Here is a 24958-nt window from a genome sequence, read left to right as displayed (position 1 = left end):
TATTGCACTTAAAACCGCTCATGGTTTTTTAAAGAGTAGCTACAGCTTTTTCCAGATAAGCTAATACTTCTTCAGCTTCAAATTCTTTCGAAAACTCAACTAAATCTTTACCATTACAGCTCAGGTTTTGTGCATCCAACAACTTGCGATAAACATCTTTTTTCGACATCGCAACGACACCGATTTTGTTTTTAAAGCTGTTGTGGATCAAACGTACGTTGTCCTGAGTCACTGCACGACAAAAACTGGCAAATGATTTGTCACCGCGAAACTCAAACTTAGTGTCGTGAGATTCAGTGGCAGATACAGCAGAACTCAATGCTAAAGTAGTGGCCAGGGCCAAAGTTAATTTCTTCATATTACACCTCATAAAGGATTAGTTAGATTAAACGTGCCGGTTGTATTCCGAACACGATTTATAAGTTAATGATTTTTATGAGGAATGTTGTTGTTTTACTGTATGGAATTAGTTAATAAAATACTAAACAGGCTGTTAAAGGCTTGTGAAATGGGCTAACTATCTGATTTTATTAGATATTACAACTTGTTATATTTCTTTTTAGAATAAACAGTAATCTTAATATTCTTATAATGTCTCGAAAATGGGATGATTCACTAGGATAAGCATCCTATTTTATCTCAATTTGAGGGGCTGTTTACAAGCTTGTTACGATTTTTTGGGATATTTGCCAGCAAGCAGAGGAAAGGATGAGGGGAAAAGCCCCACGGCCGAGAGCATGAATGCTCATTTAATGCCCATAGTGTCCAGAAACTAATAATTTTCTTTTAGAGATAAAGCAAACAGATTCGTTTACCGATTTGAATACGCCATTATTTGTTCGAAGCGCTTAACTTAATCTCCCTTTACGCGCAATAAACTGCGACATCAGTTAAAACAACGATGAGAGCTATCAGGGATGATTGCTCAATCAATGCTCAGCACAGGGATGTGCTGTCATTGATGGTCGTCGTTGTTCTGATGGCGAAGTTTATGCTTTTGCGCGTCAGGGGCTGCGGGGGATTCTTAAGGGGGGCGCAGCCCAGTCACCTTAAGGCGCAGTCGGCGCCCCGACAATAATTTCAATTGAATGATGGTGATTGAATAGGTCTGCGGTGCCGAAAAAAGTCTACCTACCAGCAAACTCAAAATTTGAGCCTGTAGGTAGGTTGAGTGCTTCAATATCGATAATTTAAGACGTAGCCAAAATAATCAGATTTTTAGCGCTTTATCGCCGCGCGACAGACCGCAAACACCGGTGCGGGCTGCTTCTAATACATCAGTGAGTTCGGTTGCCGTAGTAATAAAGGCATCCAGCTTATCACTGGGACCGGTGAGCTGAATGGTGTAGTTACGGGCACTGACATCAACGATGTTGCCGCGGAAGATATCCGCCATACGCTTTACTTCTGCGCGAATATGTTCGTTGGGCGTGGCTACCTTGATCAACATTAGTTCTCGTTCCAGGTGACTGCCTTCGGTCAGATCCATAACTTTGAACACATCCACCAGTTTATTGATTTGCTTGGTGATCTGCTCAATCACTTTATCATCGCCATGAGTGGTGATGGTGATCCTGGACAGCGTTGGATCCGTGGTAGTGGTAACACACAGAGAATCTACGTTGAAACCCCGCTGCGAGAACAGACCCACAATACGGGACAACGCGCCGGGTTCGTTTTCCAATAATACCGAAATTATACGTCTCATTTAGGTACGCTCCGTTTTGCTTAAGCGCATGTCGTCCATGGCACCAAATTTAATCTGCATGGGATATACGTGTTCGTTTTGATCCACCCGGATGTCCATAAACACCAGTTTATCTTTAATAGACATACAACGGGCCATGGCATCATCCAGCTCGCTGGGATGATCCACACGGATCCCTACGTGACCATAAGCTTCGGCTAATTTCACAAAATCAGGCATAGACTCCATGTAAGAGTGAGAGTGTCGACCTTTGTAAATCATATCCTGCCATTGACGCACCATCCCTAAGGCGCGATTGTTCAAAGATATGATCTTAATAGGCAGATTGTATTGCAGACAGGTGGACAGCTCCTGAATATTCATCTGAATACTACCGTCACCTGTTACTACGGCAGAGATGGCATCCGGGTGCGCAAATTGCACGCCCATAGCGGCTGGCAAACCAAAACCCATGGTGCCCAGACCGCCGGAGTTGATCCACTGGCGCGGTTTATCAAAGGGATAATACAGGGCTGCAAACATCTGATGCTGACCAACATCGGAACTAACGTAGGCTTGGCCATCAGTGTGTTTATACAATGACTGAATAACTTCCTGTGGTTTGATCACATCAGGCAAAGTGGCGTAGTTCAGACATTGTCTGCTCTGCCATTGTCTGATTTGTTTCCACCAGTCCTGTAACTTTTCTTTTTGCGCCGCTTCATTGATGTCTTTCAGATGATCAAAAAACTGGCTCAGTACCTTATCTACCGCACCTACAATGGGAATGTGGGCATTGACGGTTTTAGAAATAGAGGTGGGGTCGATATCCACGTGTACAATTCTGGCGTAAGGACAGAATTTCTCAACGTTATTGGTAACCCTGTCATCAAAACGCGCACCTAATGCAATAATGCAATCGGCGTTGTGCATGGTTTTGTTGGCCTCAAGCGTACCGTGCATACCCAACATACCCACAAACTGCTCGTGGGTACCCGGAAATGAACCTAAACCCATCAGAGTATTCGTCACTGGCGCATTCAGCATCTCAGCCAGCTTAACCAGTTTCTTATTGGCACCCAGGGCGCCACCACCGGCATAAATTACCGGGCGTTTTGCGGCTTTAATGGCTTCAACGGCTTTTTTAATCTGCTTGTTGTGGCCTTTTTCCGTGGGATTATAGGAACGAATAGAGAAATCTTCCGGGTATTCGTACGGATGTGATTCCTGAATATTCACTATATCCTTAGGTAGATCGATAACTACCGGACCAGGTCGACCAGAATTCGCAATGTAATAGGCTTTCGCTATTGCTATGGGAATGTCTTCTGCCTTTTTAACCAGAAAGCTGTGTTTTACGATTGGTCTTGAGCAGCCCACCATATCCGTTTCCTGGAACGCATCCTCACCAATGTGCTGCGACGGCACCTGACCAGATAACACTACCATAGGGATAGAATCCATATAGGCAGTAGCAATACCTGTAATGGTATTGGTAGCACCTGGACCGGAAGTTACCAGCACTGTGCCGGTTTTTCCTGTTGAACGGGCATAACCGTCAGCCATGTGAGCGGCGGCTTGCTCGTGGCGAACCAGAATATGTTTAACATCGTCCTGAGCAAAGAGGGCATCGTATATGTCTAAAACGGCACCGCCTGGGTAACCAAATACATATTCAACGCCTACATCTTTTAGTGCCCTTACGACCATCTCGGCACCGGACATCATTTCCACGGATACTCTCTCCTGATAGGTATAAATTTAGGGTTTGGGCGGATCTTACGGGACTGAGTTTGAATAAGAAACCTGGAAAGGAATAAAAGTGAGATTTGTATCCTAATATTCGGTATAAATGGGATGAATGTCCTATTTCATCCCGTAAATAACTCACTAATTAGGTTTGAATCCTAACTAAAATGATATTGGTAGGCTGTTTATTCTTCATCAGCCTCAATGTCGATATCGTCATCCGCTCCGAGGGTGACGGTATCATCATCATCGTTAACAATAATCCGTCTGCCATAAATGCTGGCAGTGCGGGGGCGGCCAATTCGTGCCATATATTTAACCCAGGCTTTTTCAGTGGTGTTGGCGGGCTCCTTTTGACCACTAGCTACCGCTATCAAATTAAAATCCTCATCGTTCTCTGGATGCAGTGAACCAGAGAGCAGGGCATTGATTAGCGTACCGTAGTGGCTCAGGGCTTTGGCTTCCGAAATGGAAAAGTCACCAGAGCGCGAAAAGCCATAGGGATAATTTTTAGGATCATGGTATGCACGAGTTAATAAATCAGAACGGGTTGCCTTAGCCATAATGCAAATTCCTGATAAAACTATGAGTTTTTAAATGATCAAAGTACAGTGAATTTTTAGGCCGAAAACGGGCAAGAGTCAAACCCCTAAAGGGGCTTTTTTTTAGAACTTTTTTTGACAGTTTAAAGCAATGCAGAATGGTTTGTATCTAAACAAAAAGCCCCGCTTGATAGGGCGGGGCTTTGATTAGTGATTTAAGTGTTTTTCATTACTCAATGCTGAAGTTTAACCCCAGGAAGAAGTAACGACCTCTGACGCTAACAGGTGTAGCATAAGAGGTGATGAACGGCTCTTCGTCGGTCAGGTTATTGATACCGCCGTAAACCATTAGCTCATCGCTAAGTTGGTAGGTGAAGTTTACGTCATGCAGGTAAACCTCATCCATAAACACTGCGCTACCGTAACGAGACATGGCCGTATCAATCTCAACAAAGTTAAGCAATTGCTCGCCTTGATATTGAGTTTGCCAACCAACAGTTAGATCACCGTAGGTCCAGTCCAGGTTGAAGTTTCCGGCCCATTCGGGACGCTGAACTTCACCGAGTTCTACGTCAACAGTGGTGGGATTCAACGGATCATTAAATTGGTTGAGTTTCTCGACTTTGGTACCCGCCAGACTTAAACCAATCTCATGTTCATCCCACGTGAAGTCATAACCGAAAGAAAAGTCATAGCCGTCAGTTTCTAGCTTGGCAAAATTAATTGAAGTAGCTCGCATGAAATTAAAACCGCCAAAGAAAATCGAATTAGAGTCACTATTTCTACTTAATAATTGACAGAAGTTTTGATTTAATGACGGACCCTCGAAACAGCCACGAGCGATGTCATCGCCGGTTACTTCAGAAATAGCATCTTCAATTTCGATGCTCCAATAATCTATAGTCATGTTAAAACCGTCCAGGAATTCTGGCCGGAATACAAAACCAAGGGTTTTAGTATCTGCGGTTTCTTCTTGTAGGTTTTCATTACCACCTGTTACACCGCCAAATGCAGCTGACAGTGGATCATCAAAAGTGTAATTGCCATCATCATCAAACGGATCCAGTCCAATGCCGTTGAAATAGGTGACACAGTTGGCTTGAGTTTGGTCAGCCAGGGTTCCCTGACCACCTTCACGCAGGGCATCAATCTGTGCTCTGGCGCATGGGTCAGCCGGCCTGAATGTAGTTCCAATTTCAGGTCCAAACAGTTCTGTAATATTGGGGGCGCGTACAGCTTCGGAAATACTGACACGGAAAGTCAGGTCTTCATAAGGAGCCCAACGCAAGTTGGTTTTCCAGGTAGTTGATGCGCCAATTGTCGAATAGTCCGAATAACGAATTGCACCATCGATCGTTAGTTCTTCGGCAAAAGTTTGACCTTCCAACAGAGGTACAGAAACCTCAAGGAAGAGATCATAAACGTCATATTCACCAACTTCATTTCTGGTGGTTGTCTTGGGACGGAATGTGAGTTTGGTGTTTTCAGAAACATCGGAAACGTTCACGCCAGAACCGTATGGGTTACCGGCAGGCAGGTTACCAAGTTGCCAATCATCGTAACTTACTGAAGATTCTTCTTCACGGTATTCCGCTCCGGCTGCAAATACTACTGGGCCTGCTGGAAGTTCGAACCAATCTGAGAAATCACCTGAAATCGATGCGGCATAAACAGTTTGTTCCAGCTCGATCATGTCGCGCTCTGTGGTAGTGACCCAATCTACCGCTCCCTGGGTAATACCGGTAGCACCTGCCCATATATTTAAAGGAACACAGCTACCATCACCAGGAGTAAAGGTGTAATAACCTGGATCATAGTCAGGGATATTAAATGGCGTACCTTGAGCTGGAGCATCTGGATCGACATTGGCGCGACAGGTAGCCTCACCAGTACCAGGGTCGGTTACTGCATCGATTGCGGCCATAAACCGGTCTACGATAATGGCATTCTCTATTTCGCTCTCTCGCTCAAATTTACCCCAAACGATACTTGCGTCGTAAGTCCAGCCATTTTCAAATTCACCATTAATACCAAGAACTGCACGAGTCGTCGTTCTTTCGTGAGTTTGAATTCCGGAACCTATGCCAATTGGGTCAATGGTTATAGCAACACCGCCAATTTCCTGTGCAACCGGACGGATAAACTCAGGTAGGAACGGGTTGTCTGGTGCACCCCTTAGCAGATCCCAGAAGGATGTGGGTTGTGTGGTATTTTCAGTTTCCTGATGAGCGTGCTTTAATTCCCAGGTTAGTTCTGCAGAATCACCGAGTTCATAGCGACCAATAAGGTTTACGTTGATTTTTTCTTCAGGAGTGATCAGGTAACTATCAAATTGCTGAATGGTGTTGAAGGAATCACCACCAAAGCCTTCCGTACCAGAGCCGCCTGCAACGAGGCCATCCTGAATTACCCGGTATGTACCATTTGGATCAACTACCCAACAGCCGCCGATGTTTCCAAAACTGTCGCCCAGCGGAGCATTGAACGCTTCATTTGAGCTGTTGAATCCGGACCAGGTATCAAGGCAGTCAGGGACACCGTTGTTGTTTAAATCTATGTTGGTAAATTCATCGAATCCTGCAAAAGTATTACCGTTACCTGGTACTATATAACCGTAGCCTGAAGTAAATGGAAATGTACGACCAGGCAAGATGGCGCGGCTTGGAGCTGCTGCTGCCGCTGCGATTAATGCGAGTTCTGCCTGCGTGAGATTCGGGGCGGTACCGTACATACTGGTGTAAAAATCGACAAAATCAGCTTCGGAAGGAATAGCGTGGCCGTAGTTTACAAAGCCGTTAGAAGGGTTATAGAACTGGGCAAAATTCGGCATTGTAGATGCATTGATCTGCCCTATCTGAAATCTTTTTGCCGGGTTACCCCAATCTCTGCCTGAACCAATGAATACGCCATTGTCGCGCTCTTTGGCTTTTAACCCTTGACTATCGGCATACTCAACACTGATTGCAACATTGCCTTTGTCATTGTCAAAATTTAGCCCGTAAGTGGCTGAAAGTTGCAGTTGCTCAGAGTCCCCTTGGGAAGAGACACCTTGTTGAACATCAAAATCAAAGCCTTCAAAGTCTTTCTTTAAAATAAAGTTTACTACCCCGGTCACTGCGTCGGCACCGTAAATAGCGGAAGCACCACCAGTTAGCACTTCAACACTATCTATCAATTTAGTTGGGATTGAGCCTACGTCTACTGCCGCGCTTCCACCGGAGCCACCCACATGACGACGACCATTTACCAGTACCAAGGTTCTTCTTGAGCCTAAACCACGTAAATCAAGTATGTTGGCACCCTCCTCAAAGGCTGAGTCGCCATCGTTACCACTTTCTGAATTTGTGGAGCTGAATAACGCAGGTATATCGTTGACTACATCGGTAATAGAAAACTCACCTGACGTCCGAATATCTTTAGCTTCCAATGCCTGTACTGGCGATGGACTGGCCAGGTTTGGATCCCTCGCTATACGAGAACCCGTTACCATAACGCGTTCAACGCTGGCGGTTTCGTCGCTTTCTTCTTCCTGGGCGAGGGTGTGTGGTGCTACTGCCAGAGTTGCAGCCACAGAGCTATAACATAGCCCTTTCATGACGGCGGCATTTAGCCTGGACAACGCAAATTTTTTCATTGTGTGCTCCTGAGATTGTGTCGTGTCTTCAATTGGTTTTTTGCAGCATTTTGTTACATTTACTGCATTGGTTTTTATTATTATTGTTCAGATTTTTTTGTTCCCACATTAGGATAATTAGCAATTTTGGGGTCTTGATCAAGTCCAGTATTAGAGTGTTCTTTGCGCAAATGGAAAAATTTTCGAATAGTTATTCTATAAATCTGGGAAATTGATGAAGAATCATTCATGACCAGTATTGACCTGCACCAAAATAGTTCTATGGTGAGTTTGCGTCACGTTTTCAAAAGCCCTGCTCTGTAGCGGATGCATCACTATGGTGCTCTGTGTTCTAAATTAGTGAACCCGTTCTTTAAATAATTATGCAAATCGTCAATTATTCAAATTTTTTGTAAATTTTTTAATAAATATTATGGGATTGAGGTGGAGTTGTTACAGAATGTGAAAGCTAATTCTTATCGAGGGTGTTGGTTGAGCTGTAAGGGGCTAGACTATGGTGACATTGCAGGTGCAGCAATTGTTCAGTTCAGAGACGGTGGTTTGGTTCAACTGGGGTGTTGGAATAAATTCCAACCTACAATGTGAAAGCTGATTCTTATTGAGGATGTTAGTTGAGCGGCACGGGTTTAGACTAAGCTGATTTTTCAGGAGCAGCAATTGGTCAATTCAGAGACGGTGGTTTGGTTCAACTGGGGTGTTGGAATAAATTCCAACCTACAAAATTTGGAGCGGGAAACGAGATTCGAACTCGCGACCCCAACCTTGGCAAGGTTGTGCTCTACCAGCTGAGCTATTCCCGCGTAACCATTTTACATCTGCCGCTTTCCTTCAAAAGCGGGTGCGCATTGTACAAAAAAATTAGGTGCGTGCAAGTGCTTTGTTGCAATAATTCTGAAAAAATTGCTGCGATTGCCTGAATAAGCGTCAGATATTAAATATATGTTGGCGATAGTACTGCAATTCTGCAATAGATTCGCGGATATCATCTATGGCCAGGTGCGTGCCTTTTTTATGAAAACCATTCAGCACTTCTGGTTTCCAGCGTCGTACCAGTTCCTTAACGCTACTGACATCAATAATGCGGTAGTGAAAGAACTTTTCCAGCTCTATCATGTGTTTTTGTAAAAAGCGACGGTCTTGACTGATGCTGTTGCCACACAGAGGCGAAATACCTTTGGGCACATACTGACTTAAAAAATCAATGGTGCGCTGCACTGCGATGTCTTCGCTGATATCGCTTTGTCGGCACCGTTCGGTTAAACCGGAATCGCCATGGGTTTTTACACACCATTCGTCCATGCCATCTAACAATTCGTCAGATTGATGGATTGCCATGACAGGACCTTCAGCAATGACATTCAGTTGTGAGTCGGTCACGATAGTGGCAATTTCCAATACCTTGCAGGTGTCGGGATCTAAGCCCGTCATTTCCAGATCCATCCAGACTAAATTATTTTCGCTATATGACATGCACTACCCGCTAAGATTCACACAATTACTGCAATTTATGGTGTCTTTCCCCAATTGCAATCGGTACTATGTTAATTGTGACAACAAAATTCAAAACCCAGTTTTGCTTATATGATAAAGCAAATACCCGTTTACTATACTTAATTTAGCAGCAAAGTGGCAAAAAGAAATAAACTGACTCATCGACAAAAACGCCAGGTTGGCAAAAATTTGTCTAAAAAACTCAACAAAACAGAGGCTTTGCCTCAGGACGACACTCTGGAAGAGGAAGAAGCCGGGGTGGTTGTGGGGCGGTTTGGCCAGCATGCCGATGTCAGAGATAGCACTGACGGCGTTACTCGATGTCATATCCGCCGAACTATCGACAGTGTTGTTTGTGGTGATGAAGTATTGTTTCGACGCAACAAGGATTCAGGTTCTGCCATTAATGGGGTTATTGAGGCAGTGTCGGAGCGCAAATCACTTTTGTCTCGCCCTGATTTCTATGATGGCGTTAAGCCGGTGGCGGCAAATATCGATCAAATACTGATCGTCAGTTCCTTAAAACCCGCATTGTCAGCAAACATCATTGATAGATACTTAGTGGCCTCGGAAGATGTCGGGATTGAGCCGGTGATCCTTATCAATAAAATTGATCTCGCCGATGACGAGGTGGCGCAGGAAGTAGAAAAGCTGACACAACTTTATCGCTGCATCGGTTATCAGGTGATCCTGGTAAGTTGCAAAACGGCACAGGGCATTGATGAGTTAGAGGCCTTGCTGGATAAAAAAGTCAGTATTTTTGTGGGCCAATCGGGTGTGGGCAAATCCAGCCTGGTGAATGCCTTGTTGCCCGAAGCGGAAGAGCAAGTGGGTGATATTTCAGAAATGAGTGGTTTGGGGCAACATACCACCACCAGTGCTAAATTATTGAGTTTTAAAAAAGGCGGACAGTTGATTGACTCTCCTGGCGTGCGCGAGTTTGCTTTGTGGCACCTGCCTGAAGAGCGGGTTACCTGGGGATTCAGAGAGTTTCGGGACTATCTGGGAGGATGTAAGTTCCGGGATTGTAAACACCTTGATGATCCCGGCTGTTTGTTACGAGAAGCAGTAGAACAGGGCAAAATTGACCCGCAGCGTTTTGAAAATTATCACAGTATATTAAAAACAATGGCTGAGCAGCGGCCTTCTCACTCAACAGTGGACAGAAAATAAGGTACTATTCGCACCGTTTTCAACATTTAAGGATTTTACGGTGCTGTCTGATAACTTAAAGGTGTCACTGCAATATTGTTTACCCAAGCATTTAATCTCTCGTTTAGTGGGCTATCTGGCCTCTGCCCGCCTGGGCGCGGTTACAACCTCTTTGATCAAACTATTCATCAAGCAATATCAGGTGGATATGTCGGAAGCTGAAAAATCCGATGCCCGAGATTATGAGAGCTTCAATGCTTTTTTCACCCGCCCTTTAAAAGCCGGTATCAGACCGATTTGTGAAGACAACGATGCCATGATCTTCCCTGTGGATGGTGCCATCAGCCAAATGGGACCGATTGAAAAAGACCAGATTTTTCAGGCGAAAGGCCACCACTATAGTGTGAACGCGTTATTAGGCGGTGATCAGCAACTTGCTGATTCCTTCATTGATGGCGATTTCATGACTATTTATCTTTCGCCAAAAGATTATCACCGTATCCACATGCCGATGGATGCAACCCTGGAAAGTATGGTGTATGTGCCAGGTGAATTATTCTCGGTTAACCCTCTGACCGCCGAAAATGTACCAGGTTTGTTTGCTCGCAATGAGCGCGTCGTTGCTATTTTTAATACCGCACAGGGCAAGATGGCCATGGTATTGGTGGGCGCTACCATTGTTGCCAGTATCGAAACGGTTTGGGCGGGCACAGTAACACCACCTGCTGGCAAGAAAGTGCGCACCTGGCATTATTCTGAACAGAATGCCACGGCCATCCAGTTTAAAAAGGGCGACGAAATGGGGCGCTTTAAACTGGGGTCAACAGTGGTAATGTGTTTTGAGAAAGACGCCATCAATTTTGACGATTTAAAGGCGGGGGATATTACTCGTCTGGGCGTGAAATGTGCCACCATGTCAGGTGACTCCGCTGAAGCGCAGTAATACTCTGGGCTACTGTGGTCAAAATATAAGAAATGCGTATTTGATCTCAATGGCCCTATCTGAATGTTAGATAATGCACCGGTGTTTTTCCCGGAGTTTCTTTAAAGCATGGAAGATGTGCATAAAAGTTTGTGGTCTTTACACCTGGCAGTGATATTGCTGGGCGTAACTGCGCTGTTTTCCAAGATTATCCCCTTATCTGCTCTTGATATTACATTTGGTCGCTCTGTGGTGGCCTGTGTTTGCCTGGTGCTGTTACTTAAGTGCACAGGTAAATCACTGCGTATGTTCAGTTACAAAGATCTGGGGATCGGCGTTTTATTGGGTGTGATCATGGCATTGCACTGGGTAACCTACTTCGCCGCGATGCAGTATTCCTCTGTGGCAGTAGGTATGATTGCGCTGTTTACCTTCCCTGTGATCACGGTATTCCTGGAGCCTTTTTTCGAAAAAATTAAACTGGTTTGGCAAGATGTTGTCAGCGCGCTGGTGGTGTTGTTTGGTATTTCGCTGATAGTGCCTGATGTGTCTCTGGACAACGATGTTACCCTGGGGATCGTTGTTGGGGTGGCTTCTGCGCTGTTGTATTCGCTGCGCAATCTGATCCATCGTCGTTATTTTTCTCATTACAGTGGTGCACATGCCATGGCACTGCAAACCTTTATAATTATCTTGTGTCTGGTGTTTTTTACCTCAGAGCAGTTGTGGCAGATGTCACATGAAACGCTGTTTTATCTGTTCGTTTTGGGCAGTATTTGCACTGCCGTACCGCACGCATTGATTGCTTCCAGTCTTAAACATTTGAGAGCGAAAACCTTTTCTCTGATAGCTTGCGCCCAACCTTTGTACGGAGTGGGATTTGCTTATGTCTTGTTGCAGGAAAAGCCCTCCTGGCAAACTCTGGTGGGTGGATTGTTGGTGATTTCCGCGGCGGTTTATGAAACTATTAACGCGCAGAAATTACACAATAAGCAGCAGGACAGTTAAGACATGAAAATCTGGGCCCACCGGGGCGCCAGCGGCGAATTCCCGGAAAATACCTTGTTGGCCTTTGAAAATGCGATTCTGCAACAGGCCGATGGTATTGAGTTGGATGTCTATCAGGTAGAAGATGAGTTTTATGTTTGGCACGACAGGGTCTTACCCTTATTTGCCGACACGCTGATGTGGCAACAAAGCAAAAACCACATACATCAGGTTCAGTTACCTCATGGCCAGAAGATCCCCACATTAAGCCAGGCCCTGAGCACTATTGCTGGCCGGGTACAGATAAATATTGAGTTAAAAACCATCCAGGATACGGACGCCTTAATCCGCGTTATCGACCAGGCTGTCGGGTCGGAAATAACCCCTGGTGCAATCTTAATTTCCTCTTTTAATCATCATTATCTCGCCGATATTGGCAGCCGTAATACCCGTTATGAACTGGGCGTTTTAACGGCTTCCAGCCCTTTGGACATGGCGTTTACCTGCAATGCGTTAGAAGCGTTTTCTATTCACTTTGATATCAACTGTTTGCGCAAAGAAGACGTTGACCTTGCCCATAATCTGGGACTGGAAGTGTATGTTTATACGGTAGATCGCTTGTCTGAGTTGTTATGGTTGCGCGAGTTAGGCGTAGATGGTGTGTTTACCAATTACCCACAGCAAGCCCGCACCTTTCTGAAGCTGGACGAAGAACACTTGCTTTAAAACGTTCTAAAACAGCTCAACATCGTCGGCACTACTGCCGTTTTTTCCGAGAGACGGGGAGTGCTTATTATCCGGTTCCAGAATTTGTATGGAATCTACGCAGCCAGCAATCATTTCTTGAATTGTATCCAGTTTGTTGCTTTCTTCCCGGGAGCGAATTTCTCGCTCAATCAGGTTGAGGAAAAATGATTCCTGATCTTCATTCAAATCCAGTTGATGGAAAGACAAGCCAATGTGCATCTCAATGTTTTCCAGCAGTTTGCGTTTCTCACCTTCCATTTGCTCAACGCCTTCTGATAACACTGACAAGGTATGCGTTAAGGCATTTTTGGCAGCTACCAGAGAGTTGTGTTCGCAAATGGAGACATATCTGGCATTGATGGCCGGAACCAGTTTTGCTGCAACATCTATGATGGAGTCGTAACTTTGAGTGCCTTCGTGTGGCATGTTTTTAACAAGGATAGAGACATGCTCATCATTAAAGATACAACGTTTTCTGAAGTTATAAACTCGGCCTTTAGACTTAAGCAAATCAAAGATTTGCAGTTCGATTTCGCTGCACTCAGAAACATCAACGTCGATAGCCAGGGACTCGTCTTTAGAGCGCACCTGAATGGCACAATGAAAGCCCTGAGCCAGTAGATTCTGCAAGACAGTGATGCACAAGGTTTCCGCATCATGGCAGGAGTTTAATTTAGAAACCAGCTCCAGCGCATTGCCGTAGGATGCCGCCTGTTTCATCACGGTTTCGGTAACGCTTTGGATATTGGCGTCTTGCTTTTCTAGTGCCGCAATCTTTTCCAAATCAGCAGAGAAGCGCAGCATACGCTCGTGAAAACCGGTGACATTAAAGGGCTTGCAAATGTAATCCCCAACGCCCAGTTCGTAAGCCTCTTTAACTACTGCGTCATCACTGTCACCACTTAAGATAACCACTTCTGGTCGACTGTCTTTAGGCAGGGTATTTATCTGAAGACAAACGTCCAACCCGGATTTATCGGGCAGGTGGATATCCAAAATAATGAATTGAAACTCATTTTGATTAATCTGCCTGAACGCTTCTTCAGCAGTTTCTGCAAACTGCAGCTTAAAGCTATCCTGAAACATAAGCTTTAGCAGGTCTCTTAAATGTTCATCATCATCAGCTATCAGTACATTATATTTCACGGCAATCCCTGTACGGTTCGTCATCATCCGATCAAAAAATAGTTAATGTCGGCAAAATTCAAGAAAGAACACATTGACTCTTGTAGAACCAATTTCGTAGTGCAAAATTTAATTAGCTCTGAGCATAATTAAATTTTTTAACTACACTTGTAACCAAAATCAAACAAAAGTCGTATTGCGTACTATTTGAAAATAGTAGAAGTTAGCCAACACGCCAAGTAATTAAATGTTACTGAATAAAATTTTACAGTCAGGGGTTCGCCAAGCAAGCTGTGAAGAAGAACGAAAACAGAGCGTGTTAACCTTAAAAACACGCCCTAATAAAGACTCAAGGAAATAGTGACAATGAAAAAGATATTAACGGTTGATGATTCTGCCTCCATGAGAGCCATGGTGGCCTTCACTCTTAAGGCTCAGGGATTTGATGTTACCGAAGCCGTTAACGGACAAGAGGGGCTGGAAAAAGCCAGTGCTAACGGTTTTGATTTGGTTATTTCTGACGTCAATATGCCGATTATGGATGGAATCCAGTTAATTTCCGAGCTGCGAAAAATTGAAAACTATCGATTTACACCTATCCTGATGTTAACCACAGAGTCCGGTTTAGAAAAAAAGCAGGAAGGCAAGGCTGCAGGGGCAACTGGCTGGATTGTTAAACCATTTGATCCGCAAAAGTTGGTGGCAGTGGTAAATAAAGTATTGAAATAAACCGGTTGGTTTTTCCAGTGAGCATTAAATAGGGTGAATAATTCGTAGGGTTGATTTTCCTGATAATCCAGATTGGACGGTAACATGAGTGATCCGCTAGAAAGGTTCAGAGTAGTCTTTTTCGATGAAAGCGCAGAAGCTATAGACGCAATAGAGCGCAATCTATTGGATGTCGATAATGCTTCAGATATGGATGATGAAACCATCAATGATATTTTCCGTTCCGCGCATTCGTTAAAAGGGGGCAGCGCCACATTTGGCATGGGTTCCTTGACGGAGTTTACCCATGTCATGGAAACCTTGCTGGATAAAGTGCGGGATGGGCAGTTACGGATCAGCCAGGACATTCTGGATTGCCTGTTCTCATCGCTGGATGTGTTGCGCAATCTCGTGGCGCATTACCAGTTTGATGATGCCATTAACCAGTCTGCGATGCTCAGTGTCAAGGCTGAATTGGAGCGTCTGCTTGGAACAGATAATGCAGACCAGGAAGCCAACCAAACAGCTTCCCAAGCTTCCCTTAATAACCCATCGGAAAACACCTATGAGTGGCTGATAGAGTTTGCTCCTGAACCGGGCATTATGCTAACCGGAAATGACCCGTTGCGTTACATTGATGAGTTGGCCGAGTTTGGAAAAATTGAAGTCAGCTGCAATATCACGACAATTCCGGAGTTTACGACACTGGATCCAACCCATATTTATTGTATCTGGAATGTTTCTCTTAAATCTGAAAAGCCCGTTTCAGAAGAAGAGCTGAAAGATGTCTTCATGTGGATTGAGGATGAAGCGGAATTTAAGTTTACGCAACTGAGCGACGCAGCCACTGAAACAGGCGCGCCAACGGTAACAGAATCGTTGAGCAAAGAAATAGTGCCTGACGTCACTTTGGCAGATGCTCAAGAGCCTCAGCCCGAAACTGTTTCAACCGTCGCTGAAGCAACTACCGCCGTTAATACTGAGCCAACAATCGATACCGCTCCGGCAAAAGCCGCTAAAACTAAACGCGCCTCGCAGTCCATCAGGGTGGATTTGGAAAAGATCGACAGCTTGATCAACCTGCTAGGGGAATTGGTAATTACTCAATCCATGCTGAGTATTTATGGCGATGAAGAGAAGTATCCACAATTCGAACGGTTGTCCGAAGGCTTGTCGCAACTGGAGCGCCACACTCGGGATTTGCAGGAAGGGGTGATGCGTATTCGCATGTTGCCCATTGATTTTTGTTTTAGTCGTTTTCCCCGCATGGTGCGGGATTTGTCAAAACAATTAGATAAATCAATTGCCGTGGAAATCATAGGTGAGAATACCGAAGTCGACAAGACAGTGATCGAAGAGCTCAATGATCCCTTAGTTCATCTGGTGCGAAATAGTGTTGATCACGGTCTCGAAGATCGCGCCACCCGATTAGCGAAAGGTAAATCCGAAACCGGTACTGTCACACTTCGGGCGTTCCATCAGGTAGGAAATATCATTATTGAAATTGCTGACGATGGGGCGGGATTGGACACTGAGCGAATCAAAGCGAAGGCCATAGAAAAAGGCGTCATTAAGGCGAATGCCAACCTGACCGAACAGGCCATACACGAACTCATTTTTGCGCCGGGATTTTCTACCGCTGAAGCGGTGACCGATCTATCCGGCAGAGGCGTTGGTATGGACGTTGTGAAACGCAATATTCGCTCCTTAGGCGGCACCATTGACGTGCGCTCAGTGGCTGAGCAAGGCACCACCTTTACCATTCGCTTACCACTTACTCTGGCGATTCTGGACGGTCAATTGCTTAAAGTTGGTAGCGAAACTTACATTGTTCCCATGCTTTCTATTATTGAAAGCATTCAGCTGAAGCGGGAAGACATCAACAAAGTGGGTAAGCGAGATGTCTCTTTCAAATGGCGCGGCAACTTTATTCCCATCCTCAATCTGGCAGAAACTTTTGGTTGTGAGGTTGATCACGAAAAGTTGATTGAGTCCGGCCTGGTAGTGGTGGTGGAGAGTGACAACAAGCATTGCGGGATCCTGGTGAGTGAATTGAACAATCATCAACAGGTGGTGGTTAAGTCGCTGGAGGCCAATTATGCCAAAGTTCAGGGATTATCCGGTGCCACAATTCTGGGTGATGGCTCTGTGGCGCTGATTTTAGATATCGGTGCAATTATTTCCAGAGTGAGGATGCACTAATGAGCGCGTTAACCGAACAAGATGCAAATAATATTGAAGACATTGACGAGCAGGATGTACCCAAGGCGGAATGGTTGAGCTTCAAATTGGCGGATCTGGATTATGCCGTTGATATTCTGCGGGTGCAGGAAATCAGGGTGTGGCAAGAGTCTACCCGAATTCCCTACTCACCGGCTTACGTCAATGGTCTTATTAATCTCAGAGGTGCCATTGTGCCGATCGTGGACTTGCGTCAACGGCTTGGCCTCGAATTTAGAGAATACGATGATGAGACGGTGATTTTGATCATGGACGTGGTATTCAGTGAAGGTAGCAAAACCATTGGGATTGTGGTGGATGCCATATCGGAAGTCATTCAAACCAATACCGATAATTCTCAGTTATCGGCAGATTTTGATTTGACCATCGACCAGGCATTTGTTTCAGGTATCGCAGACGATGGTGAAAAAATGGTGATTCTTTTGAATGTTGACACCCTACTGGATCTGGATGTTTAAAATGGCGCGCGCTTTAGGTGAACCTGTTTCGGGATGTAAAATATGAACAAAAATACAAATCTGGTTGCTGTCTTAGTCATCTCAACCCTGGCAATTAATCTTTATTTATTTTGGAAAGTTGCACCTGAATCGCAATACTTTTTATTGGTGATGGGGCTCTCGGCAGCGGCGGCTTTACTGACAGCGCTAATGGTTAAGCTGAGTGGCGATGGCGTGCAAAAGGTTAGTGACTATTGCCGCACCCGATTAACAGAATTTAGTCATGCATTGCGTTCGCAGAATTTCGCGGCACTGCAAGCGCCATCTGCACACACTGGTGAACTGGCGCTTATTGATGCGCAGTTAGAAGGGCTGAGTGAGGAAATCAGCGAACAAAACAGCAATACAAAGCGTGAAATTGACAGCTGCCAGATGCAACAGTTCGTGACCGAATCTGCTTTGCAGGCAAGTGGCGCCAATATCCTGGTGCTCAATAGTCAATCTGAGATTCAGTTTATCTCAGACAGTTTATTTCAGGCTCTGTCGGCGGCCCGGTTATCTGGTGGGAATAGCGCTGCGCAGTGCAAAGGTAAGAGTTTTAATGCTATGTTATCGGACCCCGGACTTAACCAGGCGATAAAGCAAACAAGCGGAACGCGAAAAATTCAGGTACAGCTTGGAGAGCGCAAATTTGATGTGCAGATAACCGCGCTCAATAGTCAGGCACAACAGTCCTCGGGAATGGTTTTGTTGTGGCAAGATGTTTCAGATGTGGAACAACAGCGGCTGGCCAGTGAGGTAATGCTGCGCAAAACCTCTGCCCTGGAAACCGTATCAACCAATATCATGCTGGCTGATGCCGATTACAATATTGTGTTTATCAATCACACCTTGCGGGCAATGCTGTCAGCCAATGAAGATAAAATCAGAATGTCATTTCCTGATTTTAATGCTGACGCTTTAATCGGCACCAATATCGACGTGTTTCATCGCGATCCAGCCCATCAAAGAGCTGTTTTGGACAACCTTCAGGGAGAGTTTAAATCAGAGATTGCGGTGCAGGATCTGACTTTTAGTCTGGTGGTAAATCCCATTTTTAATGACAGTGGCGAGCGCCTCGGGACTTCTGTTGAGTGGGCAGATCTGACACTCTTGAAACAACAGCAAGAACAAGAAACCGTAAATGCACGGATGAAAGTGGCATTAGATAACGTTAGTACCAATGTCATGCTGGCTGACAACGACCTGAATATTTTGTATCTCAACGACAGTCTGCGCAATATGATGCGGGACAATGTCGACACCTTCAGAATTTTAGATCCCGGATTTGATGCGGATAAACTGGAAGGACGTAACATTGATGTTTTCCATAAAAATCCAGCCCATCAGCGGAAATTGTTAGCAGAACTCAATGATACCTATCGTTCGGAAATTAGCCTTGGGACCATGAGTTTTGAACTGACGGTGAACCCGGTAATTGATGATAATGGCAAACGCCTGGGAACCACGTTAGAGTGGCTGGATATTACGGAGCGCAAGAAGCAGGCATTGATTGCTGCTGCGAATGCGCGCATTAAAGTTGCTTTGGATAGCGTCACTACCAATGTGATGGTGGCAGACCAGGACTACAATCTTGTCTATCTCAACGATAGCGTTAACGAGATGTTGCAAGCTGCCAATGCCGACCTGCGTAAAGAGTTACCGCAGTTTGATGCCAACAATATCCTTGGCAAAAACATTGATATCTTCCATAAAAATCCCGCTCATCAACGCAAACTACTGGAGCGACTAACGGATACTTACCGCACGCGCATAACGGTGGGACCACGTCACTTTAACCTGATTGCCACGCCCGTACTTTCCGATGACGGAGAGCGTTTGGGAACTGTGGTTGAATGGGCGGATATTACGCAACAGGTCATTATCGAAGGTGAAGTTGAAAAGTTAGTGTCTGATGTCAGTAAAGGGCATCTCGGTGCTTTGATTTCAACCGGCGACAAACAAGGCTTCTTCCTCAATATCTCCAATGGCTTGAACGAACTGTCTCAGACCATCAATCATTTTGTGCGGGATCTGAGTGTCTGTGTACACAAATTGTCTGAAGGCGATTTACAGGTTCAGATGGATAATCAATACAGCGGCATGTTTGCGGATGTTGCCAGCTCTCTTAATACCACCATTGAAAAGCTGAATCAGGTAGTTAAGAAAATTAAAGGCTCTTCAGTTGAAATTAAATCAGCCAATACGGAGATTTCGCAGGGGAACTTCGAGCTATCTTCACGCACAGAGCGACAAGCTTCTTCTTTGGAAGAAACAGCCGCCAGTCTGGAGCAGCTGACGTCGAATGTTCGTACTACAGCAGATAGCGCCAGAGTAGCCAATGAAGCAGCGATAGGGGCGCAAACAGAAGCCAGCAATGGCGAAAGCATTGTCACCGAAGCAATGAAGTCAATGGAAGCGATAACAGAAAGTTCCAATCGTATCGTTGAGATAATCAGTGTCATTGATGAAATTGCGTTTCAAACCAATCTGTTAGCCCTGAATGCTTCTGTTGAGGCTGCCCGGGCGGGTGAACAGGGCCGGGGTTTTGCCGTTGTGGCCAACGAAGTGCGCAATCTGGCTCAGCGCTCAGCCGTATCTGCCAAAGAAATCAAAGAACTGATTGATGTCAGTTCCGAGCGAGTGCATACAGGTAGCGAGTTGGTGAATCGTTGTGGCAAGTCGTTGGCGGATATATTGGCACATGCCAATGAGCTTTCTAACATTATTAATGACATTGCTAACGCCACTAATGAGCAGGCCACAGGCGTCGGTGAAATAAACCAGGCAGTGGCACAACTGGATGATATTACTCAGCAAAATGCGGCGCTTTCAGAGCAGGTAACATCCGCTGCTCAGGCATCCCTGACTCAGGTTGACGAAATGGTTGAGCAGGTAGCTTTTTTCCAATTAAGTGAAGACGAGTCTGATGTAACGTCGACAGTTGCTGTCACCTCAAAGAGTGCAGGCTTTGTAACAAAGCCGAAAAATGAATTGGACACAGGAAGTAAGCCTAAGGTGCGCACTGAAACAACCAAAACTGCATCAGAAGGTATAACGCGTAAGCCGCCAGAAGTCTTGAAGAAAGCAGCCGTTAAAACCGAGCCAAGTCAAAGCATTTTGGCTCAGGCCGAAGATGATGAATGGGAAGAGTTCTGATAAATAGGCAATGAAGCAATGAATGACAATGAAGTACAGTTACTGAGTTTTACCCTGGGCGACCATATTTATGGCCTGGATATTACCCGGGTGCAGGAAATTCGTGCTTTGGGCGAGATCCGGGAGTTGCCTAATACCCCCAGCCATTGCATGGGGGTAATTGACTTTCGCAATTGCATGGTACCGATTTTAGATATGAGAGAAATCTTTGGCTACAAGGCCAAATCCATCGACAAACAAACTGTGATGGTGGTGGTGTCGGTGGGTGAGTCTGGCAACGATATGTTGGTAGGGATCGTGGTGGATGCAGTTTCTGATGTGGTAGCGGTGTCGCGTAATGACATTCGAAAATCGCCGAAGCTGGGCAACAATGTGAGTACGGAGTTTATGACCGGGATGTTTAAATATCAGGATAAGATTGTGGTGATGCTGTCACTAGAGTCGATTTTTGAGACCGAAAAATTTGATGACTTAAAAACCATCGTACAGCAGCAATCAGAATTAGTCTGAGTCATTTTAATGAGAGTGATTGCCTGCGTAAATCAAAAGGGCGGAGTGGGTAAAACCACCATTTGTGCCAATCTGGCCTATGCGCTGAGTCAGAAAGGAAAGCGGGTATTGGCAATCGATCTGGATCCCCAGGCGCAATTGGGTCAGTACTTTGGATTGTTTCAAAATAATCGTGCCGGCATCGACAGAGTACTGAATGGCAATCGCGAATTAACCGATGTGGTGCAAACCCTGTCGCCGGAGCTGGGCTTCATTGCGGCAGGGCCAGGGTTACAGCGCTTAGAATCAACTCCGATGGGCAAAGGGCGCGGATTAATTTTAAAAAAGGCGTTAAAAAGAGCCCCGCCTGATTGCGATATCCTGTTGCTGGATTGTCCGCCATCTTCAGGCTTTTTGGTGGTAAATGCACTGGCTATGGCCAATGAACTTCTGACACCGGTTACGCCGGATTTTTTTGGCATGTCGGGGTTGTCTACTATGATGGCCACTATGAAAAACTTTGAGCGGATGATAGGGAAATATCAAAAACACTGGGTTGTGGTGAGCAGACTACAAAACAGCAGGCGTCTGACCGAAGACGTCCTGAGCAAACTGAAACGCTATTTTCCGGATAATCTCGTGCCCGTTTATATTGAAGAGAGCAGCGCCATTGCTACCAGTCCCAGTTACGGCAAGCCGGTGCTGGCCTGGTCGCCACACAGTAAAGCCAGTCGGGAATTTTCGGAACTGGCAGATGTACTTCTCAACAGGTGAGCAAAATGACTGAAAAAGAAGACAACACTGAAAATGAAGCCGAGATTGGCTTAGGTCATGACCCGCTTGAGTGGTTGCAGGATGACGAAGAGCCGCAGGAAGCCGATTTTGAGCAATCAGAGTCGTCACCTGAGTCTACTGCCGCGGAGGAAGAGGAGCCAGAACCCGAGTCTGAAACTGAGTACACTAGTTTCAGAATCGAGGGTGATACCTGTTATCTGGCAGTACCGGAAAAGTTGACCATTCACATAGTCGAGGCGTTGCATAGCGAGTGGTGCGCATTGCTGAATGAGTTACCGAAGGCGTTACAAGTGGACGCCGGGGATACAGTGGACGCTGATGCCGCAGGGGTGCAATTGCTTTTCGCTTTGCTCAAACAAATGGCATTTAAAGGCGTTGATGTGCAGGTTGTGGCAATTCATCCAACCATGTTGCAGTTTTTAGCAACGGCCGGCTTAACTGACTTTTTTGCTCAGTATCAGCAGTCAGCTTAGTGGTGGTTAGTGGTGGCAGAAAAAGAGTTTGGCTACGACAGGAAGATATTCAATCGCCTAAGGAAACTGGCTAATTCATGGTCAGGTATTACGGTTACCGATGAAAAGTATGAGATGTACTATGCCAGACTCACCAAGCGTTTGCGTCATCACCGTTTAACCAGTTTTAAAGATTATCTCCACATGGTGGAGAACGATGCTCACGAATTCAAAGAATTTATCAACTGCATTACCACCAACGTAACCTCATTTGGTCGGGAGCAGCATCACTTTGATTATCTCAAGGAGTACCTGGCAAATTTATCGATTAGTGAATTCAATATCTGGTCGGCGGGTTGCTCGTCGGGTGAAGAGCCTTACTCCATCATTCTCAATTTACTCCCCATTTGTGAGCAAAAGCACATCAAATTGCATATCACCGCCACCGATTTAGATACCCGGGTTTTACAAAAAGGGGCTGACGGGATTTATCCTTTGCAGGCTATAGATAATTACGACCTGGCAACCAAAAAACGCTTTTTCCGCAAGGGTAAAGGTGTGAACCTGAATAAATGTCGGGTCAAGGAGGAATACCGCAATCTTGTTAATTTTCAACAGCTTAACCTGATGGATGATTGGCAGCTACACCGAAAGTATGATGTTATTTTTTGTCGCAATGTGTTGATCTATTTCGACTTTCCCAAAAAACAAAGACTGGCGAGAAAATACTGGGAACATCTGACGCCCGGTGGACATTTGTTTTTGGGGCATTCTGAAACACTCCATAAAATCAATGATGATTTTGAAAGTGTCGGTAAAACCATTTATCGAAAACGAGGTTAACGTTGATGTCTGTTGCTATGCGGCAAATACCAGAGCTTTTACCCTGCATGAAAGGGTTTGAAACCATTAATCGTTATGTGGATAAATCCGCGGCATTAGTGGCCGCTAAAATTTTGCCGGGAGAATATTATGTCACCCGCAATGATGAAATGATAACCACAGTGTTAGGCTCCTGTATTTCCGTTTGTATTTACGAAAAAAGCTCGGGACTTGGTGGCATGAATCATTTCATGCTACCAAACTCTTCCTCAAACAATGATGCTGAAGATTTAATGAGTGAGTCATTCCGCTATGGCGATGTCGCTATGGAGCGCATGATTAATGACTTATTGCGCAACGGTGCTGATAAATCACAAATCGTATTTAAAGCATTTGGTGGCGGCCAAATTATTAAACAGATGACTTCGGTCGGTGACAGAAACATAAAATTTCTGCACAAGTTCATGGTGATGGAAGGCTACAGGTTGGCCGCTTCCGATTTAGGTGGTCCACACCCCAGAAAAGTAAACTTTTTTCCTAAAACCGGTAAAGTGATGGTGAAAAAACTGCAACACATGCACAATGATACTATTGCAATTCGTGAGACCCGATATAAAAGTCGAATTGATACGCCACAGCTTGAAGTGGGTGATATCGACCTGTTTGAGTAAGAACTAGAAATGGATAAAGTAAGAGTACTCATCGTAGATGATTCCCAGCTTATTCGCGATGTGTTAAGCAACATGTTGTCTCGGGATGCCCGTATCGAGGTGGTGGGTACCGCTGAAGATCCTTATGATGCCAGGCAGAAAATTAAAAAACTGAATCCGGATGTAATCACTCTGGATGTTGAAATGCCCAAAATGAACGGCGTTGCTTTTTTGAAAAACCTGATGCGCTTGCGTCCGATGCCAGTGGTGATGATATCCACACTTACCTCTGAAGGCTCACAAATTACCATGCAGGCACTGGAATTGGGCGCCATCGACTTTGTTGCCAAACCCAAAGATTTGTCTCGCATAATGACGGAATATCAGCAGGAAATTGTTTCTAAAGTACTCACCGCTGCCAGTGTTTCAAGGGCCACGTTATTGCAAATTAGCAACAGGCTCACAGGGCAAACTGCGCTCAATCAACCTGCTGAAGCAAATCGACAGCCCGGAACTATGGTTAAAATGGCTGCCGACAGCAAACCAGCAAGCAAAATTGTTGCTATTGGTGGCTCCACCGGTAGTCTGGAAGCGTTAAAAGAGCTACTCATCAGGGTGAATTTTACGGGTAAGGAAGCCATAGTGGTTGCACTGCACCTGCCGGGTCGCTTTACCGAGTCTTATGCAAAACGTCTGGATGCTTTATTGCCGCTGAATGTAAAAGTAGCTCAGCCGGGAGAGGCCATACGGGAAGGCTATATTTATATTGCTCCGGGTGGCCGGCATCTGGAAGTACGCAAACGGGCTTTTGGATTTGAAACTGTGGTACAGGACAACGAGCCTGTTAACCTGCACCGCCCCAGTGTGCAGGTACTTTTTGATTCTGTTGCCAAACAGGGCGTTGGTCGGGCCATTGCCATTATCTTAACCGGGATGGGGAAAGATGGCTCACAAGCGTTGGCACGTATTCGGGCTGCCGGTATGAGAACTTTCGCTCAGGATGAGGCTTCCAGTGTGGTCTGGGGAATGCCTGGGGCTGCGGTTAAAGAGTTTAATGCTGTTGCGGAAAAAGATGTGCTGGATTTACCCGCGCTGGCAGACAGGGTATCTGAGCTAGGACACTAGGCCTA

General features: G+C 45.4%; 21 protein-coding genes and 1 tRNA gene. 14 read left to right on the top strand and 8 right to left on the bottom strand.

The window, feature by feature from the left end:
* Positions 1-28 precede the first annotated feature (28 nt).
* The 7 genes from ACXAD8_RS13520 to orn form a co-directional block, all read right to left on the bottom strand.
* On the bottom strand, positions 29-358 hold the full coding sequence (locus tag ACXAD8_RS13520; protein WP_475229525.1) for a hypothetical protein: 330 nt from the start codon (positions 356-358) through the stop codon (positions 29-31).
* An 852-nt stretch (positions 359-1210) separates the two neighbouring features.
* Positions 1211-1708 (bottom strand): acetolactate synthase small subunit, encoded by a 498-nt coding sequence (ilvN, locus tag ACXAD8_RS13515; protein WP_229531037.1) that lies wholly within the window; start codon positions 1706-1708, stop codon positions 1211-1213.
* Positions 1709-3421, bottom strand: coding sequence for an acetolactate synthase 3 large subunit (locus tag ACXAD8_RS13510; protein ID WP_475229522.1), 1713 nt, complete (start codon positions 3419-3421; stop codon positions 1709-1711).
* Positions 3422-3621: 200 nt separating this feature from the next.
* Positions 3622-3999: a MaoP family protein gene (locus ACXAD8_RS13505; protein WP_475229519.1), complete on the bottom strand. Its 378-nt coding sequence runs from the start codon at positions 3997-3999 to the stop codon at positions 3622-3624.
* Between the two features lie 208 nt (positions 4000-4207).
* A complete protein-coding gene (locus tag ACXAD8_RS13500) occupies positions 4208-7612 on the bottom strand; it encodes a TonB-dependent receptor domain-containing protein (protein ID WP_475229517.1) in 3405 nt (1134 codons plus the stop codon).
* A gap of 724 nt (positions 7613-8336) precedes the next feature.
* Positions 8337-8412 (bottom strand) — tRNA-Gly (locus ACXAD8_RS13495).
* A gap of 124 nt (positions 8413-8536) precedes the next feature.
* Complete coding sequence (gene orn, locus ACXAD8_RS13490) at positions 8537-9082, bottom strand: oligoribonuclease (RefSeq protein ID WP_475229515.1); 546 nt, start codon at positions 9080-9082, stop codon at positions 8537-8539.
* A 156-nt stretch (positions 9083-9238) separates the two neighbouring features.
* Here orn and rsgA point away from each other — a divergent pair, with 156 nt between their 5' ends.
* From rsgA to ACXAD8_RS13470, 4 genes are all read left to right on the top strand, one after another.
* Positions 9239-10276 (top strand): small ribosomal subunit biogenesis GTPase RsgA, encoded by a 1038-nt coding sequence (gene rsgA, locus ACXAD8_RS13485; protein WP_475229513.1) that lies wholly within the window; start codon positions 9239-9241, stop codon positions 10274-10276.
* 43 nt (positions 10277-10319) lie between these two features.
* Positions 10320-11198 (top strand): archaetidylserine decarboxylase, encoded by an 879-nt coding sequence (gene asd, locus ACXAD8_RS13480; protein WP_475232961.1) that lies wholly within the window; start codon positions 10320-10322, stop codon positions 11196-11198.
* A 108-nt stretch (positions 11199-11306) separates the two neighbouring features.
* Positions 11307-12185, top strand: a complete 879-nt coding sequence (locus ACXAD8_RS13475; protein ID WP_475229510.1) for a DMT family transporter — start codon at positions 11307-11309, stop codon at positions 12183-12185.
* A gap of 3 nt (positions 12186-12188) precedes the next feature.
* Positions 12189-12890 carry a glycerophosphodiester phosphodiesterase gene (locus ACXAD8_RS13470; protein ID WP_475229507.1) on the top strand — a complete coding sequence of 234 codons (702 nt, stop codon included), beginning with the start codon at positions 12189-12191 and terminating at the stop codon, positions 12888-12890.
* A 6-nt stretch (positions 12891-12896) separates the two neighbouring features.
* Here ACXAD8_RS13470 and ACXAD8_RS13465 read toward each other — a convergent pair whose 3' ends face one another.
* A complete protein-coding gene (locus ACXAD8_RS13465) occupies positions 12897-14057 on the bottom strand; it encodes a response regulator (RefSeq protein ID WP_475229504.1) in 1161 nt (386 codons plus the stop codon).
* 345 nt (positions 14058-14402) lie between these two features.
* Between ACXAD8_RS13465 and ACXAD8_RS13460 the strand changes: the two genes are divergently transcribed.
* The 10 genes from ACXAD8_RS13460 to ACXAD8_RS13415 all read left to right on the top strand — a co-directional run bounded on the left by ACXAD8_RS13460 (position 14403) and on the right by ACXAD8_RS13415 (position 24953).
* Positions 14403-14765, top strand: coding sequence for a response regulator (locus ACXAD8_RS13460; RefSeq protein ID WP_475229502.1), 363 nt, complete (start codon positions 14403-14405; stop codon positions 14763-14765).
* A gap of 84 nt (positions 14766-14849) precedes the next feature.
* Positions 14850-16946 carry a chemotaxis protein CheA gene (locus tag ACXAD8_RS13455; protein ID WP_475229499.1) on the top strand — a complete coding sequence of 699 codons (2097 nt, stop codon included), beginning with the start codon at positions 14850-14852 and terminating at the stop codon, positions 16944-16946.
* Positions 16946-17443 carry a chemotaxis protein CheW gene (locus ACXAD8_RS13450; protein WP_475229497.1) on the top strand — a complete coding sequence of 166 codons (498 nt, stop codon included), beginning with the start codon at positions 16946-16948 and terminating at the stop codon, positions 17441-17443. Before ACXAD8_RS13455 ends, ACXAD8_RS13450 begins: the two co-directional genes overlap by 1 nt.
* A 42-nt stretch (positions 17444-17485) precedes the next feature.
* Complete coding sequence (locus tag ACXAD8_RS13445; protein WP_475229494.1) at positions 17486-20620, top strand: methyl-accepting chemotaxis protein; 3135 nt, start codon at positions 17486-17488, stop codon at positions 20618-20620.
* An 18-nt stretch (positions 20621-20638) separates the two neighbouring features.
* Entirely contained in the window at positions 20639-21130 is a 492-nt protein-coding gene (locus tag ACXAD8_RS13440) for a chemotaxis protein CheW (protein ID WP_475229491.1), read from the top strand.
* 9 nt (positions 21131-21139) lie between these two features.
* Positions 21140-21883: a ParA family protein gene (locus ACXAD8_RS13435; protein WP_475229488.1), complete on the top strand. Its 744-nt coding sequence runs from the start codon at positions 21140-21142 to the stop codon at positions 21881-21883.
* A 5-nt stretch (positions 21884-21888) separates the two neighbouring features.
* The gene (locus tag ACXAD8_RS13430; RefSeq protein WP_475229485.1) at positions 21889-22377 is read left to right on the top strand and encodes an STAS domain-containing protein; all 489 of its coding nucleotides are present in this window, start codon (positions 21889-21891) and stop codon (positions 22375-22377) included.
* Positions 22378-22389: 12 nt separating this feature from the next.
* A complete protein-coding gene (locus ACXAD8_RS13425) occupies positions 22390-23199 on the top strand; it encodes a CheR family methyltransferase (RefSeq protein WP_475229482.1) in 810 nt (269 codons plus the stop codon).
* 5 nt (positions 23200-23204) lie between these two features.
* Positions 23205-23849 carry a chemoreceptor glutamine deamidase CheD gene (gene cheD, locus ACXAD8_RS13420; protein ID WP_475229480.1) on the top strand — a complete coding sequence of 215 codons (645 nt, stop codon included), beginning with the start codon at positions 23205-23207 and terminating at the stop codon, positions 23847-23849.
* A 9-nt stretch (positions 23850-23858) separates the two neighbouring features.
* Positions 23859-24953 (top strand): protein-glutamate methylesterase/protein-glutamine glutaminase, encoded by a 1095-nt coding sequence (locus ACXAD8_RS13415; RefSeq protein ID WP_475229477.1) that lies wholly within the window; start codon positions 23859-23861, stop codon positions 24951-24953.
* Positions 24954-24958: the final 5 nt, after the last annotated feature.

It is taken from the genome of Planctobacterium sp. AWH2_060, from assembly GCF_056158425.1.
The sequence above is the reverse complement of the archived record's forward strand: the minus strand, read 5'-3'. Positions and strand labels throughout refer to the sequence as shown.

Bases quoted from the DNA above. Each gene is read 5' to 3' on its own strand.
- cheD (WP_475229480.1), top strand. From the start codon at position 23,205: ATGTCTGTTGCTATGCGGCAAATACCAGAGCTTTTACCCTGCATGAAA.
- ACXAD8_RS13415 (WP_475229477.1), top strand. From the start codon at position 23,859: ATGGATAAAGTAAGAGTACTCATCGTAGATGATTCCCAGCTTATTCGC.
- ACXAD8_RS13470 (WP_475229507.1), top strand. From the start codon at position 12,189: ATGAAAATCTGGGCCCACCGGGGCGCCAGCGGCGAATTCCCGGAAAAT.
- ACXAD8_RS13520 (WP_475229525.1), bottom strand. From the start codon at position 358: ATGAAGAAATTAACTTTGGCCCTGGCCACTACTTTAGCATTGAGTTCT.
- ACXAD8_RS13475 (WP_475229510.1), top strand. From the start codon at position 11,307: ATGGAAGATGTGCATAAAAGTTTGTGGTCTTTACACCTGGCAGTGATA.
- ilvN (WP_229531037.1), bottom strand. From the start codon at position 1,708: ATGAGACGTATAATTTCGGTATTATTGGAAAACGAACCCGGCGCGTTG.
- ACXAD8_RS13440 (WP_475229491.1), top strand. From the start codon at position 20,639: ATGAATGACAATGAAGTACAGTTACTGAGTTTTACCCTGGGCGACCAT.
- ACXAD8_RS13460 (WP_475229502.1), top strand. From the start codon at position 14,403: ATGAAAAAGATATTAACGGTTGATGATTCTGCCTCCATGAGAGCCATG.
- ACXAD8_RS13455 (WP_475229499.1), top strand. From the start codon at position 14,850: ATGAGTGATCCGCTAGAAAGGTTCAGAGTAGTCTTTTTCGATGAAAGC.
- ACXAD8_RS13500 (WP_475229517.1), bottom strand. From the start codon at position 7,612: ATGAAAAAATTTGCGTTGTCCAGGCTAAATGCCGCCGTCATGAAAGGG.
- ACXAD8_RS13430 (WP_475229485.1), top strand. From the start codon at position 21,889: ATGACTGAAAAAGAAGACAACACTGAAAATGAAGCCGAGATTGGCTTA.
- ACXAD8_RS13450 (WP_475229497.1), top strand. From the start codon at position 16,946: ATGAGCGCGTTAACCGAACAAGATGCAAATAATATTGAAGACATTGAC.
- ACXAD8_RS13445 (WP_475229494.1), top strand. From the start codon at position 17,486: ATGAACAAAAATACAAATCTGGTTGCTGTCTTAGTCATCTCAACCCTG.
- ACXAD8_RS13505 (WP_475229519.1), bottom strand. From the start codon at position 3,999: ATGGCTAAGGCAACCCGTTCTGATTTATTAACTCGTGCATACCATGAT.
- orn (WP_475229515.1), bottom strand. From the start codon at position 9,082: ATGTCATATAGCGAAAATAATTTAGTCTGGATGGATCTGGAAATGACG.
- ACXAD8_RS13435 (WP_475229488.1), top strand. From the start codon at position 21,140: ATGAGAGTGATTGCCTGCGTAAATCAAAAGGGCGGAGTGGGTAAAACC.